Origin of the sequence: Brevibacillus sp. DP1.3A (assembly GCF_013284245.2) — a bacterium.
In the GTDB taxonomy this organism is placed as follows: Bacteria; Bacillota; Bacilli; order Brevibacillales; family Brevibacillaceae; genus Brevibacillus.
Map to the genome: position 1 here is coordinate 2,861,419 of NZ_CP085876.1, position 14,888 is coordinate 2,876,306.

At 46.4% G+C, this 14,888-nt stretch carries 15 protein-coding genes; all 15 read left to right on the forward strand.

Going from position 1 to position 14,888, the window contains the following annotated elements; genetic code table 11:
• Positions 1-119 precede the first annotated feature (119 nt).
• The 15 genes from HP399_RS13355 (at position 120) to pgsA (ending at position 14,867) form a co-directional block, all read left to right on the forward strand.
• A complete protein-coding gene (locus tag HP399_RS13355) occupies positions 120-845 on the forward strand; it encodes a GntR family transcriptional regulator (RefSeq protein WP_017249274.1) in 726 nt (241 codons plus the stop codon).
• Between the two features lie 57 nt (positions 846-902).
• Entirely contained in the window at positions 903-1,949 is a 1,047-nt protein-coding gene (locus HP399_RS13360) for a BMP family lipoprotein (protein ID WP_048033407.1), read from the forward strand.
• A gap of 93 nt (positions 1,950-2,042) precedes the next feature.
• Complete coding sequence (locus HP399_RS13365) at positions 2,043-3,584, forward strand: ABC transporter ATP-binding protein (protein ID WP_173617459.1); 1,542 nt, start codon at positions 2,043-2,045, stop codon at positions 3,582-3,584.
• On the forward strand, positions 3,577-4,650 hold the full coding sequence (locus tag HP399_RS13370) for an ABC transporter permease (protein WP_173617460.1): 1,074 nt from the start codon (positions 3,577-3,579) through the stop codon (positions 4,648-4,650). The genes HP399_RS13365 and HP399_RS13370 overlap by 8 nt, the downstream gene beginning before the upstream one ends.
• Entirely contained in the window at positions 4,650-5,609 is a 960-nt protein-coding gene (locus HP399_RS13375; RefSeq protein WP_173617461.1) for an ABC transporter permease, read from the forward strand. The genes HP399_RS13370 and HP399_RS13375 overlap by 1 nt, the downstream gene beginning before the upstream one ends.
• Before the next feature lie 128 nt (positions 5,610-5,737).
• Positions 5,738-6,916: a stalk domain-containing protein gene (locus HP399_RS13380; RefSeq protein WP_173617462.1), complete on the forward strand. Its 1,179-nt coding sequence runs from the start codon at positions 5,738-5,740 to the stop codon at positions 6,914-6,916.
• Between the two features lie 53 nt (positions 6,917-6,969).
• Positions 6,970-7,125 carry a hypothetical protein gene (locus HP399_RS13385; RefSeq protein ID WP_007719195.1) on the forward strand — a complete coding sequence of 52 codons (156 nt, stop codon included), beginning with the start codon at positions 6,970-6,972 and terminating at the stop codon, positions 7,123-7,125.
• Positions 7,126-7,334: 209 nt separating this feature from the next.
• Entirely contained in the window at positions 7,335-8,630 is a 1,296-nt protein-coding gene (yfmF, locus tag HP399_RS13390; RefSeq protein ID WP_173617463.1) for an EF-P 5-aminopentanol modification-associated protein YfmF, read from the forward strand.
• Between the two features lies 1 nt (position 8,631).
• Positions 8,632-9,924 carry an EF-P 5-aminopentanol modification-associated protein YfmH gene (gene yfmH / locus HP399_RS13395; protein ID WP_173617464.1) on the forward strand — a complete coding sequence of 431 codons (1,293 nt, stop codon included), beginning with the start codon at positions 8,632-8,634 and terminating at the stop codon, positions 9,922-9,924.
• Between the two features lie 7 nt (positions 9,925-9,931).
• Positions 9,932-10,669, forward strand: coding sequence for an elongation factor P 5-aminopentanone reductase (gene ymfI / locus HP399_RS13400; RefSeq protein WP_173617465.1), 738 nt, complete (start codon positions 9,932-9,934; stop codon positions 10,667-10,669).
• Positions 10,670-10,769: 100 nt separating this feature from the next.
• Positions 10,770-11,039, forward strand: coding sequence for a DUF3243 domain-containing protein (locus HP399_RS13405; RefSeq protein ID WP_173617466.1), 270 nt, complete (start codon positions 10,770-10,772; stop codon positions 11,037-11,039).
• Between the two features lie 108 nt (positions 11,040-11,147).
• A complete protein-coding gene (locus tag HP399_RS13410; protein ID WP_016743377.1) occupies positions 11,148-11,927 on the forward strand; it encodes a YmfK family protein in 780 nt (259 codons plus the stop codon).
• Positions 11,928-11,939: 12 nt separating this feature from the next.
• Positions 11,940-12,833 carry a helix-turn-helix domain-containing protein gene (locus HP399_RS13415; RefSeq protein ID WP_173617467.1) on the forward strand — a complete coding sequence of 298 codons (894 nt, stop codon included), beginning with the start codon at positions 11,940-11,942 and terminating at the stop codon, positions 12,831-12,833.
• 111 nt (positions 12,834-12,944) lie between these two features.
• On the forward strand, positions 12,945-14,291 hold the full coding sequence (gene rimO, locus HP399_RS13420; RefSeq protein ID WP_173617468.1) for a 30S ribosomal protein S12 methylthiotransferase RimO: 1,347 nt from the start codon (positions 12,945-12,947) through the stop codon (positions 14,289-14,291).
• Positions 14,292-14,867: a CDP-diacylglycerol--glycerol-3-phosphate 3-phosphatidyltransferase gene (pgsA, locus tag HP399_RS13425; RefSeq protein WP_007719166.1), complete on the forward strand. Its 576-nt coding sequence runs from the start codon at positions 14,292-14,294 to the stop codon at positions 14,865-14,867.
• Positions 14,868-14,888 lie beyond the last annotated feature (21 nt).

The following is a 14,888-nucleotide window of genomic DNA, read 5'->3' on the forward strand; positions in this document are numbered from 1 at the left end:
GCCCCTCATGTAAAATTTCTAAGAGATTGACGGAAATTGTTGTTATTAAGTCTCATACGAATCAGAGGTCTGACGTCCTACCTGTTGGGATGGCTGAAGGACAGCAGGAGTGAATGATGATGAGCATCAAAGGGAATGTTCGATCACTGTTTCTCTTGGTAATGGACAAGATCAAGAGTGATATCGAAACCGGACTTCTTCGTCCTGGTGAACGCCTCCCTTCTGAAGCCGAACTATCTAAACAGCTTGGTGTAAGCAGGGCGACGCTTCGCGAGGCACTCCGACTTCTTGAGGAAGAGAAGATTGTCATTCGTAGACACGGTGTAGGTACCTTTATTAATTCAAAGCCTGTTTTTTCAGGCGGGATTGGGGAACTCTTTAGTGTGACGGATGCAATCGAGCGCCAAGGATATACGGCAGGAACCTTGATCCTGAAAACATCCTTTGGCGAATCTGCTGAAGAAGAGAGGAAGCGGCTAGCCTTAAATCCGGGTGAAGGCGTTCTCATAGTAGAGCGAATTCGAACGGCTGATGGTGAGCCAGTGGTTTATTGTGTGGACCGCATTCCTGCACATCTGGTGCCCGGGGGCTATGCGGCAAGTGGAGAGTCTATCTTCAAATGGCTGGAGAGCGTAACAGGGGTAAGGATCGCATACGCAGTAGCCGATATTGAACCCATGGGCTACAATGAAAAGGTTTCCAACCTGCTGCACTGCGATAAATCTGCTCCCATGCTCTTGCTCAAACAGATTCATTACGACGAAAGTGAAAAGCCAGTGCTATACTCCCATAATTACTTCAGGGCTGACAAAATTCACTTTCATGTCGTACGGAGACGGTTGTAACTGTGGGGGCAACCTCACTCAACAATTTCATCAACTAAAAACAGGGGGTAATCTCAGATGAAGAAAGTTCTATCCGTGCTTTCTGTGGCAACACTCAGCCTGTCGCTCGTTCTCGCTGGCTGCGGAAGCAAACCAGAAGCACAGCCTCAAGGCCAAACTGGTAGCAATGGAGGCGCTCCAGCCGCTAAAGCTATCAAAGTAGGTATGGTTACAGACGTTGGCGGTGTAAACGACAACTCCTTTAACCAGAGTGCTTGGGAAGGGCTGCAAAAACTCCAAACCGATTTGAATCTCCCGAAAGAAAACGTAAACTATCTGCAATCAAAATCAGATGCTGACTATGTACCAAACCTGACTCAATTCGTAAAAGACGGTTGGGATCTGACTTGGGGTATCGGCTTCCTGATGGGTGACCACCTGAAAAAAGTAGCAGATGAAAACAAAGACGCAAAATTGGCGATCATCGACGCTGAAGTAGATGCTCCTAACGTAGCATCTGTACTCTTTAAAGAGCATGAAGGCTCCTTCCTCGCTGGGGTAGTTGCAGCGAAAATGACCAAAACGAAAAAGGTTGGTTTCGTGGGTGGCGTTGACATCCCGGTAATCAAACGTTTTGATCTTGGTTTCGAAGCGGGTGTAAAAGCTGTTGATCCAAGCATTCAAGTAGTGAAAGTTTACACGGGTGCTTTTGATAAACCAGACATGGGTAAATCTACGGCTTCCTCCATGTACGGTCAAGGTGTGGACATCATCTTCCACGCTTCCGGCGGTACAGGCGACGGTGTGTTCAACGAAGCAAAAGACCGTAAAGCTAAAGGCGAGAACGTATGGGTAATCGGTGTTGACAAAGACCAGTCCCTGACTTTCGGCGACGAGATCACATTGACTTCCATGGTAAAACGTGTTGACGAAGCAGTTATTCGTGTAGCGAAAGACTTGTCTGAGGGTAAATTCAAAGGCGGAGTACAATGGCTCGGACTGGCTGAAAACGGTGTAGGTCTGGCTGACACTTCCACGAAAAACGTTCCTGAAGACGTACTGAAGCTGGTTGAAGAATACAAGCAAAAAATCGTTAAAGGCGAAATCACAGTTCCTGACAAGTAAAAACTAAGGAAGCTGCAAAAGGACAAGGCTGGTTCGAGCTACTGGCCTTGTCCTTTACCTTCACAATAGACCCAAAAAATGGGGTGAGCATGCATGAACTCGGTAAAAAAAGTGGTTGAAATGAGAGGGATCACAAAACGGTTCCCAGGCATTGTTGCGAATGACAGTATTACACTGTCCGTAGGTAAAGGTGAAATTCATGCGCTGCTCGGAGAGAATGGCGCGGGTAAGTCCACACTCATGAATATCTTGTTCGGTCTATATCAGCCGGATGAAGGCGAAATTCTGATTAACGAGAAAGTTGTACAGATCACCAGTCCAAGGATTGCAAACGACCTTGGTATCGGAATGGTTCACCAACATTTTATGCTTGTAGAAACATTTACAGTCACGGAAAACATTGTGCTAGGAAATGAACCGAAAAACGGGTTGAAGATAGATATTCAAAGCGCTGAGAAAGCGGTAGAAAAACTGTCGAATCAATACGGGCTCAAAGTTGATCCGAGAGCAAAGATTCAGGATATCTCAGTAGGGATGCAGCAGCGTGTAGAGATTTTGAAAACGCTTTATCGTGGTGCGGACATCTTGATTTTTGATGAACCTACGGCTGTATTGACGCCGCAGGAAATCCATGAGCTTATCGAGATCATGCATAACTTGGTAAAAGAAGGTAAGACGATTATTCTGATCACACACAAGCTGAAAGAAATTATGGCTGTATGTGACGCGGTTACGATCATTCGTCGAGGAAAAGTCATTGACTCCGTATTGGTAAAAGATACGAATCCAGACGACTTGGCTGCAAAAATGGTTGGTCGTGAAGTGAACTTCCGCGTGGATAAAACGGAAGCAAAACCAAAAGAAACGATCTTGGCTGTAGAGAAATTGACTGCGATGGGTAACCGAGGTGTGAATGCACTGAACAATCTCAGTTTAGAGGTTCGCGCCGGTGAAATTCTCGGAATTGCTGGAGTCGACGGAAACGGCCAAAGTGAACTGATTGAAGTATTAACTGGCTTGCGTAAAGCAACAAGTGGGCGTGTCCTTCTTAATGGGAAAGAAATTACGAATCAAAATCCGCGCAGCATCTCGGAATCAGGATTGTCTCATATTCCTGAAGATCGACATAAACGTGGATTGGTTCTTGATTTCACCATGAGTGAAAATATGGTATTGGAAACGTACTTCCATCCAACGTTTTGCAAAGGCGGTTTTCTTGATTATGGCGCCATTGACAAGCATGCGGCCAAGCTTATTGAAGAATTCGACGTTCGGACTCCGAGTATTTACACGCCAGCACGAGCGCTCTCGGGAGGAAACCAACAGAAGGCAATTATTGCCCGCGAAGTGGACAAGAACCCGGATCTGCTGATTGCGGCTCAACCTACTCGTGGCTTGGACGTAGGGGCTATCGAATTCATTCATCGCAGACTGATTGATCAACGCGATCAAGGAAAAGCGGTTCTCTTGCTTTCCTTGGAGTTGGATGAGGTTATCAATGTGTCCGACCGGATTGCGGTTATTTATGAGGGAGCCATTGTGGGGATTGTCGATGCAAAATCGACAACGGAGCAAGAGCTCGGTTTGATGATGTCCGGCGGAAAAGTAATGCAAGGAGGGGGAAACGATGAATAGAGTTATTGCGGTCTTCACGAAAGAATCGTTTCTCGTTCCTGCCGTTGCGATCATTCTTGGTCTTTTGACTGGAGCAATCGCAATGCTGGCAGGTGGATTTAATCCAATCGATGCCTATATGGCTTTGATTAAAAAAGTATTTGGAAGCGCGTATAACTTTGGTGAAACGATTCGCCAAATTACGCCATTGATCTTTACAGGTTTAGCTGTAGCGTTTGCTTTCCGTACAGGTCTCTTTAACATCGGGGCAGAAGGTCAATTTATCGTAGGGATGATTGCTTCTACTGTCGTAGGTGTTTCTTTTGACCTTCCAGCTATCATTCACGCTCCACTTGCTATCCTTGCAGGTGCTGTAGCAGGTGGTTTGTGGGGTGCCATTGCCGGTTATTTGAAAGCAGCCCGTGGTGTCAATGAGGTTATTACCAGCATCATGTTGAACTGGGTAGCTCTTTACTTTGCAAACTGGGTCATGAATGCTTTCTTTATTCCAGCAGGCAAACAAACCTCTGAAGAGGTAAAGGATTCCGCGATCATTACTATTGGATGGCTCGCTGAAATGTTTGACAATGCTCGTTTGCACTGGGGTACACTGATTGCCGTACTCGCAGCTATTTTCTTCTATATCATCCTGTGGAAAACAAAATCTGGTTTTGAATTGCGTTCCGTTGGTTTGAACCCGCATGCTTCTGAGTATGCTGGTATGAACGTGAATCGAAATGTTGTAAAGGCTATGTTCATTGGTGGTATGTTTGCAGGGATTGGTGGAGCTACTGAGATTTTGGGCGTATTCCACTATCAAGCGATTATGACGCAGCATACGGGCTATGGCTTTGATGGAATCGCGGTAGCATTGATTGGCGGAAATTCACCATTCGGGGTTATCCTTGCTGCCATATTGTTTGGGGTGCTCACATTCGGTGCGAGCGGCATGCAGTTTAGTGCGGGTGTACCGTTTGAGTTGATTCGTGTCGTGATTGCTTCCGTTATTTTCTTCGTTGCTGCACATGGCATCGTGAAAATTTTCGTTAAGCCGATCTTGATGAAGAAAAAGGAAGGTGGAAACTGATGGATTGGGGATTAATTCTCAGCAACCTCGTTCATGATACCATCGTGTTTTCCACTGCCTTGATTTTTGCCGCATTGGGTGGACTGTACTCTGAGCGTTCTGGTGTCGTGAACATTGCACTAGAAGGTATGATGATTATCGGTGCTTTTACCGGTGCCGTAATGACCTATGCTTTCCAAGATTCACTGGGTGCTTGGGCACCGTGGGTTGGATTTATTGCAGCAGGTATTGCCGGTTCTATTTTTGCACTTCCGCATGCCGTTGCTTCGGTTACATTTAAAGCGGACCAGACCGTCAGTGGTGTGGCTCTGAACTTCTTGGCAGCTGGACTTTCCATCTACCTGACCAAAATTATTTTCGACGGAGCAGGTCAGACAACAACATTGAACAATGTGTTTAACAAATTCAGTATTCCTGGATTGAGTGAAATTCCTTATATCGGACATGCCATTTTTGAGGCGTATCCTACTAGCTATCTAGCTTTCATTGCGGTTTTCCTTACTTGGTATGTTGTATTTAAGACACCATTCGGATTGCGCTTGCGTTCAGTTGGTGAGCATCCGCGTGCTGCTGATACAGTAGGGATCAATGTTAAGAGAATGCGCTACACGGCTGTTATGATCAGTGGTATGCTGGCTGCATTAGGTGGAGCTACCATTTCTTTGACGACAACCAGTAACTTTTCCCATAACACGGTTTCCGGACAAGGGTTTATCGCGATTGCGGCCTTGATCTTTGGTAAATGGCATCCAATGGGTGCGATGGGAGCAGCATTATTCTTTGGTGTCGCTCAAGCGATCAAGTCTTTGGTGCAAATCTTCGGATTGACCAATTACATTCCTACTGAATTTATCTTCATGCTTCCGTACGTACTGACGATTCTCGTGATGGCTGGTCTGGTAGGACGATCCAGTGCTCCAGCGGCCCTCGGCAAACCGTACGATACGGGATCGCGTTAATCATTCGTTGACAAAATTTAGCGTCTAGAACCTGTCACTTCCCCTGTGCGATAATTTTTGTGACTGCTTGCGGTCCGCAAAAAACGGTCCTATCCGTTTTTGGAAATTGTCTGTGGGGAGGGAAAAAGATGAACCGCTGTCTACATATGTACAGCAGTTATCGATGGAACAGGCTTCTAGGCGCTTTTGTTTTTTGCCTGATGATAGCAGGATCCGGTGGAATGGTTTCAGCAAAAGAGCCAGGACCGGTCATTTCTGTCGTTGTTGATGGAATGGGAGTCCAATCAGATGTATCACCAATCCATCGAAACGGGCGCATGCTCGTTCCGATAAGGGTAGTAGCGGAGGCAACAGGATCAGAAGTAAGCTACGATGCCGACACCCAAAAAGTATTGCTCAACAAAAAAGGCAAGCATATAACCCTTACAATTGGAAGCCAGACTGCGTACGTAGATGGAAAACGCTTGAAGATGGATGTTTCTCCAAGTATTGTGAATAAGCGCACGCTTGTTCCGATCCGATTTATCTCCGAGGCATTTGGCTATCAAGTTCAATGGGATGAGACGTCGGCCGTTGCATACATACAATCTAAACCTGTGGAAGACAAGGCTGCGAGTGTGAAATACTCCTTGAATCCATATGTCGTTCAACAGGGTGATACCTTATCAGAAATTGCAGCTCGCCACGACACGAACATAAGTGCCATTCAGAAAAATAACCATCTCTCATCTGATGAGTTACTGTTGGGCCAAATTTTATTTTTGCCAGAAGGTGCACAAAGAGCTGAGCATCCCATTGCCACAAAGGTTGCCGATGATGAATTGGTTGGGAAACAATTTCGGTTTCCTTTCCACGATAATAGTTGGTATGAGCCGTATGGGGATAGTTTCGGGTCCGATCGAGAGTGGACCGAGACGAATAGCGGCAGTGTCCGTAGTCACGAGGGCATCGACATTATGGCACCGAAAGGAACGCCGATTTACTCGGTATCCGATGGGACGATCAACAAAGTGGGCTGGAATACGTATGGTGGCTGGAGAGTAAACATTACGGATGAGAATGGTCAATATCGGATGTATTACGCTCATTTGCAGGCGTATGCACCGGGATTGCATGTAGGGAAAACGATAAAAGCTGGACAACTGATCGGTTTTGTTGGAGATACAGGTTACGGTGGAACTGGTACAGTGGGAATGTTTGAACCTCACCTGCATTTTGGTCTTTATCGTAACAACACGGGGAAAGCGATCGATCCGTATGATTACTTGCGGATGTGGGAGCAAAATAAAGTGGGGAGTCCCCTCTAATATTGGGACAAACTACTACGGAGTACCTTCACGAATAAAAGGAGGCCCTTCGTATGTGGACTTGTCCGTACTGTGGGGGAAGCCACGGCTTACCCTTTCACGATGAGCAGTTGGATGGCATGCTCTGTCTCTCGTCTGATTGCGGTCGATTTGTTGAAGAGCATAGCACATCGGATGATCCTCGAGACTGGGATGCAATGGATATGTAAGGAAAAGAGTGAACGCCCTTCGGAATAAGGTGGCGTTCGCTCTTTTTTTATACGTTGGAAGCGCTGTGATTTGCGTATTATGGGACTTGCGTGAGCGCATAGGATGAAGCACTGGGATATATAATGGAAGATTCTGATGCTTGATGCCCTGACAATTGGTTACAATAGAGAAGAGTATGAGTAAGCTGATGGAGAAGGGAGATTGGACTATGACTGCTTCTACAACCGAAATTGCATTTCAAAGCTCCCAAATCAATGGGATGAACGTACATATCCTTCCAACAGAAAAGTTCAAGACAACGACGATCGTGACGATGATTGAACAGACGTTATCGGAGGAGCACGTAACGAAAACAGCATTGCTTGCGATGGTCATGAAACGTGCCAGCGCTCGTTTTCCAGAAACGAAGCTATTGCGAGCACATTTGGATTTCCTGTATGGTGCCATTTTTGATGTAGATGTCACCAAAAAAGGCGAGCGGCAAATCCTGCAAATTTATATGGAAGTACCGAATGAAAAATATTTGTCCAATGAATCCTCACTTTTGGAGCAGGCCATCGAATTCGTTGGAGATATGCTCGTCAGACCGCATGTACAGAACAACGCTTTTTCCGAAAAGTACTTGGCACAGGAAAAAGAGACGCTACGTAAGCGGATGGAAAGTTTAATCGACGACAAAATGAAGTATGCGAACCAACGCGTAACAGAAGAAATGTGTAAAGGAGAGCCATTCTCTCTTCTCGTCCAAGGGCGCGTGGCGGATTTGCCGAAAATCTCCGGTCAGGAGCTGTATCAATATTTTAAAGAAGTAACGACGACGAATCCGATCAATATGTTCGTGGTGGGGGATGTTGATCAGCAGGAAGTAAGTGAGGCTATTCGCAAGCATATCCCATTGGAGCGCTCGCAAGTAGGAGAACTGCAGATCGAATCGACGGTGAAAGACGTATCTGCTGAACGCGAAGTGATCGATCGACTCGATGTCAACCAAGCAAAGCTCAATATCGGTTGCCGCACGCAGATCACTTATAAGGATGACGATTACCCAACGCTGTTGCTATTCAACGGGATTTTAGGCGGTTTTCCTCACTCCAAGCTGTTTGTCAACGTCCGTGAAAAGGAGAGTCTCGCTTACTATGCCGTATCCAGGCTAGAGAGCCACAAAGGGATTCTCATGATTATGTCCGGGATTGAAGTTAGCAAATATCAGCGTGCGGTTGAGATTATTAAGCAGCAGCTTGATCTGATGCAACAAGGAACCATATCGGATGAGGAAATGAGCCAGACCCGTGCGACTTTGTCTAACCAGTTCCGTGAACTATTGGACAGTGCTCGCGGCATGATTGAATTTACGTACAACGGTGTGATTAGCGGACGTCCTCGGAAAATCGAAGAGCTTTTGGCGGGGATCAACCAAGCGACCATAGAGGATATCAAAAAAGTAGCGAGCAAGGTGACGATCGACACGATTTATCTGCTACGGGACAAGAAGGGAGAGGCATAAGATGCAGACCACTGTTTTTGAACAAGTAAATGAAACGGTATATCATGAAACTCTCCAAAATGGATTGCAAGTCTATTTGGTTCCCAAACAGGGCTTCAGCAAAACATACGCCGTGTTCACTACGCGCTATGGCTCCATTGATAGCCATTTCCGCACTCGAAGCGGGGAAGAAATCAATGTTCCCGATGGCATTGCGCATTTTCTTGAGCACAAAATGTTTGAGAAAAAAGATCGGGATGTCATGCACGAATTCAGTAAAAACGGGGCGAGCTGCAATGCATTCACGAGCTTCAATCGTACGGCTTATTTGTTCTCGTGCACAGATAAGTTAGATGACAATCTGAATTTGCTGCTCGATTATGTGCAGGACCCGTATTTTACAGATGCCAGTGTAGAAAAGGAAAAAGGAATCATCGGCCAGGAAATCACCATGTACGATGATAATCCTGACTGGAAGGTGTACATGAACCTCCTAAAGGCCATGTACCAAAAGTATCCGATTAACATTGAAATTGCGGGTACGATCGAGACGATCTCTCATATTACAAAAGAATATTTGTATCAGTGCTATGAAACGTTTTACCATCCTGCCAATATGCTCCTATTGGTTGTGGGCTCCTTCGAGCCAGAAGCGATCATGAAGCTCATTCGTGAAAATCAGGGAGCTAAAGAGTTTTCTCCTGCACCACAAATCACGCGTGTGTTTCCAGAAGAGCCATCAGCTCCAGCGGAAGCGAAAGTAGAAGCGTTTCTAACAGTGGGCTTGCCCAAATGCATGATCGGAATCAAAGAAAAGGAAAACGGTCTAACCAAGGAAGCCTTGTTAAAACGCGAGTTGACTACTAAACTGGTATTGGACATCGCGTTCGGCACAAGCTCCGCTGTCTATGAGCGTTTGTATGACAGCGAGCTGATTACGGAAAGCTTTGATTTTGACTACAGCAGCGAGCAGGATTATGCGTATACGATTATTGGCGGAGATACACCTGATCCAGAGCGCTTAGTGGAAACGATCAAAGCAGAAATCGAACAGTTGAAGCAAAACGGTATAGCCCAGGATGATTTTGAGCGTGCGAAGCGTAAAAAAATCGGAAACTTCATGCGTTCTCTTAACTCCGTAGAGTTTATCGCTAACCAGTTTACCAGCTTCAAATTTAACGGAAATGATCTGTTTTCCGTAGTGCCGACCTTGGAGTCGATCACACGCGAAGATGTGGAAAAACGTTTGAAGGAGCATTTTTTAATCGAGCAGATGGCTGTTTCCATCGTTCGTTCCGCTTCGCCACAGGAGTAATGTATTCATGTTCAAGCAAGAGACGCCGTGGGCGTTAATTACGGGAGCTTCCGGAGAGATCGGGCAGGCGATCGCTGCCTACCTGATTGATACGGGGGTTCCCCTTTATCTGCATTACAATCGAAATATAGAAAAATTGGAGCCGTTGGTGCAAAAATGCCAGGAGCAGGGAGTTCCGTGCGGCATCCTCCAAGCTGATCTACGGGATCCACAGCAAATTGCGGCGATGTTTGCTCAGATGCAGGTTGCACCACTATTGATCGTAAACAACGCCTCAGTGGACGATGTCGGCTTATTTACGGATGTAACTGTCGAGAAATTCGATGAGCTCATCGCACTCAATGTTCGATCCGCTTTTTTGGTCTGTCAAGCTGCTGTTCCGGCCATGCTGCGCGCAAGATATGGGCGTATCGTCAACATTTCTTCCATTTGGGGGCTGACAGGCGGTTCATGTGAGGTGTTGTATTCCATGACCAAAGGAGCAGTCAATACGTTCACCAAAGCCTTGGCAAAGGAAATGGCCCCAAACGGAATTACGGTAAATGCAGTCGCTCCTGGAGCTATTGCTGGTGGAATGATGGAGCGCTTTGCTCCAGATGAAATGGACATGATCGCGGAAGAAATACCTGCCAACCGTCTCGGACAACCATATGAGGTAGCCGCTGTCGTGCGCTTTTTGCTTTCGGCGGATTCTAGTTATGTGACGGGGCAAGTGATTAGTCCAAACGGTGGATGGTACACGTAGAAGAGAAGTATGCATGAATAAAATAGGAGAAATGATGGAATTCTACCTTTTGTGTGGGCAGCAAATCTGTTCGCAACGTACAAAAGGAGGGAATTTCCCTATGTCGATTCTTGACAATTTCAGCGACTGGAAAGCGTTTCTCGGAGATAGGGTAGACCAAGCGAAACAAGCCGGGATGGAAGGCGAAACGCTTCAAAATGTAGCTTATCAAATTGGTAGCTATCTGTCTGAGCAAGTAGACCCGAAAAACGATCAGGAGCGTCTGTTGAAACAGCTGTGGGACGCAGGTGATCAACAGCAGCAACAAGCTTTGGCAACACTCATGGTGAAGCTTGTTCAGAATCGCAATGACGCGAACGCTGGCAGCTAGCCATTCAAATCCCCTACTCTTGGGGATTTTTCTTTTCGCGATTGTCGAATGAAACGAACGTGATATACTACATAAGAAGAGAATTCTGGTTGGCGGAGAGGATTGCATATGGAAGCGAAGAAAGAATGGTACATGGAGTATGAGATTGCCCGTAACCGTCCCGGTCTCTTAGGGGACGTATCTTCTATTCTGGGGATGTTGAACATCAATATCGTGACGATCAATGGTGTGGATACCATGCGTCGAGGTATGCTCCTCTTGACCGATGATGATGAAAAAATGGAGGTTTTGCGCAACGTTGTGCAAAAAATGGACAACATAACCATAACGAGGTTACGTCCCCCGACCATGCTGGATCGATTGGCTGTACGCCACGGTCGCTATATTGAACGGGATAGCGAGGACAAAAAAACGTTTCGTTTTGTTCGTGAGGAGCTGGGCTTGCTGGTCGATTTCATGGCAGAAATCCTGAAGAAGGAAGGTCACCAGCTCATCGGGATTCGTGGCATGCCTCGCGTAGGGAAGACTGAATCCATGATTGCTGCCAGCGTATCCGCCAATAAACGTTGGACATTCATTTCCTCTACTTTGCTGCGCCAGACGGTGCGTAGCTCCTTAGCCATTGATGAAATGTCTACTGATCATGTATATTTGATAGATGGAATTGTCTCAACGCTGCGATCGACAGAAAAGCACTTTACCTTGCTTCGGGAGATTATGAACTTTCCTGCCGCAAAAATCATTGAGCATCCGGATATATTCGTAAGGGAATCTGAGTACCAACTTGATGATTTCCATTACATTATTGAGCTGCGTCATCATCCGGATGAAGAGATTACATATGAGCTTATCAACAATCGCGGCTTTGATAATTTCGAAATGAATTAAGGAGGGGCAGCTGTGTCTGAGCTAGGTCAAGTCCTACAAAGGGCCCGCGAAGAAAAAGGAATCACGCTCGACGACATCCAACGTATCACCAAGATACAGCGGCGATATTTGGAAGCCATTGAAAGGGGTCATTTTCACGTACTTCCTGGCCACTTTTACGCGCGTGCATTTATAAAGAGTTATGCGGAAGCTGTCGGTCTAGACCCGAACCACATCTTGAATCACTTTCAGTCCGATTTGCCGGCCCAGCCACCTACAGAGCAAGTAGAACGACTGCGTCGCAGACGAGTTGCTTCAGCGAACAATCCATTACAAGCGGGGCGATGGGTTACCAAGACCTTGCTCGTATTGTTTATTGCCTTGATTATCGGGGTTATTTATTTCGCTGTCGTCAATAACAACGGAGGTCAGTCGACTCAGCCAGTGCCGGGTGGAACAGTTAACCCTGGAGCTGAAATTGTCACGCCTGGTGGTGGAGCGGCAACATCCCCGATTGCTCAACAACCGAAGCCTCCTTCTATTACCACACCGACTCCTGAAACAGGAACAAAACCACCTGAGACCGTTACGGAAACTCCTCAGGCAACCATCACATTCGAATCGCAGCAAGGATCGATGTATAACTATTCCTTGCAAGGTGGAGAAAAAATCACGGTTTATCTGAAGGTGAAAGAAGAAACAAGCTGGTTTGGTATTTCGGAAGGAAAAGGCAAAACTTATGTTGAGCAGGGAACGCTCAAGAAGGATCAGGAAAAAACGATTGAGCTGGGGAAATCCGCTTATATTCGTTTGGGCAAACCGACTGTAGTGGAATTGAAGGTTAACGGAGTCTTGGTAGACACGTCTAAAATGAAGTCAATGCCGTCCAATATTACGATGAAAGTAAAAGAGGCGGTCACCCAGTAGGCAAGCATATGCTTGCCTTTCGTACTTTTCTCTGTTTTGACACTTCCTTTAGGCTTATATTATACTGGATAGGTGTAATATGGGTTGGTGTGACCAATTGGAGGAAAAAAGATGACAGAGAAGGTAGGCACGCGTGAAAAAGTAGCGATTGTTACGCTGGGCTGTGAAAAGAATCTCGTTGATTCGGACATGATGGCCCATCTGATAGATGAAAAAGGTTATGAACTGGTTGATAACCCGGAAGAAGCAACTGTGGTCATCGTCAATACCTGCGGTTTCATCGATGCAGCCAAGGAAGAATCCGTAAATAAGATTCTGGAAATGGGTGAATTGAAGGAATCCGGCAAACTGAAGTCGCTTGTGGTGGCGGGCTGTCTCACACAACGTTACAAAGAGGATATCTTGAATGAGATTCCTGAGGTGGACGGCATTGTCGGAACAGGCGATTTTATGTCGATTACAGGTATTATCGAAGAATCTCTAGAGGGCAAGCGACCGATTTTTGTAGGAAATCCCATTTTTACGTACGAAGATGTAGTGAAGCGGAAAGTAAAACAAGGCACATACACCGCATATATTAAAATTGCCGAGGGTTGCGACAACGCCTGTACGTTCTGTTCGATTCCTTTGATGCGTGGGGGATTCCGCAGTCGTACAATCGAGTCCATCGTAGAAGAAGCGCGTCATTTGGCTGCTCAAGGTATCGTAGAAGTAAGTCTGATTGCACAAGATTCTACGAACTACGGTACGGATATTTACGATGGAAAACTGATGCTTCCTGAACTTTTAAACCGTCTGGCTGAAGTCGAGGGCATCGAGTGGATTCGTCTTCACTATGCATACCCTGGATTTTTCACCGATGAATTGATCCACACCTTTGCAACCAATCCAAAAGTGTGCAAATACGTAGATATGCCTTTGCAGCACTCCGAAGACCATATTCTGAAAAGAATGCGTCGCCCTGGAAGACAGACGGACATTCGAGCGCTGGTAGCAAAAATTCGCGCGCAGGTTCCAGATGTGGCGCTGCGTACCTCTTTGATCGTAGGGTTCCCGGGGGAAACAGAGGAAGACTTCGAGCGTCTGAGCGAGTTTGTGAAGGATATTCGCTTTGATCGACTGGGTGTGTTTACTTACTCCAACGAGGATGACACGCCAGCTTCCCGTCTGCCTGATCACGTAGACGAAGAGGTTAAGGAAAAACGTGCGAACATGCTGATGGAAATTCAGCGTGAAGTAGCCGGAGATCGCAACGGACGCTTTGTTGGTCAAGTCTTGGAAGTTTTGATTGAACGTTACGAAGGACGTAACGATATTTATGTAGGTCGAACACAGTATGACGCTCCGGAAATCGATGGTGAAGTATTCGTCACTGGTTTTAAAGGCGAGCTGGGCAACATCGTAAAAGTAAAAATTACACACTCCTATGAATACGATTTAGCCGGGGAGGTAGTCTAGGTGAATCTCGCCAACCGCATCACCCTCGCCAGGATTTTTCTGGTGCCGGTAGTAATGTTTTTTATGCTGGTGCGTTACAACATCGGGACATTTACGATTGGCAGCCTGACGATGACGTATAACGAGCTGATTGCGGCTTTGGTGTTTATCCTAGCAGCCAGTACGGACGGACTCGACGGTTATATTGCACGGAAAAATAAAATCGTGACGAACTTGGGGAAGTTTCTGGACCCGCTTGCTGATAAGCTATTGATATCTGCAGCACTCATTTCACTCGTAGAGATGCAGCGTCTGGAAGCGTGGATTGCGATTGTCATTATCAGCCGGGAGTTTGCGGTAACGGGTCTACGGCTAGTTGCTGCGGCAGAAGGACAGGTAATTGCTGCGAGTGCATTGGGTAAACTGAAAACATGGGTGCAGATCGTAGCGATTACGGCTGTCATGATTCGCAACTTCCCATTTGGGTTCTTCGGCATTCCGTTCGACGAAGTAGCTACTTGGGCGATGGTGATCATCACGATTTACTCCGGGTACGACTACTTTGCGAAAAATCGTAACGTGATCCAATACTCGTAATGCGGGTATTGGTCTCTTTTT

What these genes read in the sequence shown, in the direction of transcription:
- HP399_RS13355 (WP_017249274.1), top strand. Translation starts at nt 120, where the DNA reads ATGAGCATCAAAGGGAATGTTCGATCACTGTTTCTCTTGGTAATGGAC.
- HP399_RS13360 (WP_048033407.1), top strand. Translation starts at nt 903, where the DNA reads ATGAAGAAAGTTCTATCCGTGCTTTCTGTGGCAACACTCAGCCTGTCG.
- HP399_RS13365 (WP_173617459.1), top strand. Translation starts at nt 2,043, where the DNA reads ATGAACTCGGTAAAAAAAGTGGTTGAAATGAGAGGGATCACAAAACGG.
- HP399_RS13370 (WP_173617460.1), top strand. Translation starts at nt 3,577, where the DNA reads ATGAATAGAGTTATTGCGGTCTTCACGAAAGAATCGTTTCTCGTTCCT.
- HP399_RS13375 (WP_173617461.1), top strand. Translation starts at nt 4,650, where the DNA reads ATGGATTGGGGATTAATTCTCAGCAACCTCGTTCATGATACCATCGTG.
- HP399_RS13380 (WP_173617462.1), top strand. Translation starts at nt 5,738, where the DNA reads ATGAACCGCTGTCTACATATGTACAGCAGTTATCGATGGAACAGGCTT.
- HP399_RS13385 (WP_007719195.1), top strand. Translation starts at nt 6,970, where the DNA reads ATGTGGACTTGTCCGTACTGTGGGGGAAGCCACGGCTTACCCTTTCAC.
- yfmF (WP_173617463.1), top strand. Translation starts at nt 7,335, where the DNA reads ATGACTGCTTCTACAACCGAAATTGCATTTCAAAGCTCCCAAATCAAT.
- yfmH (WP_173617464.1), top strand. Translation starts at nt 8,632, where the DNA reads ATGCAGACCACTGTTTTTGAACAAGTAAATGAAACGGTATATCATGAA.
- ymfI (WP_173617465.1), top strand. Translation starts at nt 9,932, where the DNA reads ATGTTCAAGCAAGAGACGCCGTGGGCGTTAATTACGGGAGCTTCCGGA.
- HP399_RS13405 (WP_173617466.1), top strand. Translation starts at nt 10,770, where the DNA reads ATGTCGATTCTTGACAATTTCAGCGACTGGAAAGCGTTTCTCGGAGAT.
- HP399_RS13410 (WP_016743377.1), top strand. Translation starts at nt 11,148, where the DNA reads ATGGAAGCGAAGAAAGAATGGTACATGGAGTATGAGATTGCCCGTAAC.
- rimO (WP_173617468.1), top strand. Translation starts at nt 12,945, where the DNA reads ATGACAGAGAAGGTAGGCACGCGTGAAAAAGTAGCGATTGTTACGCTG.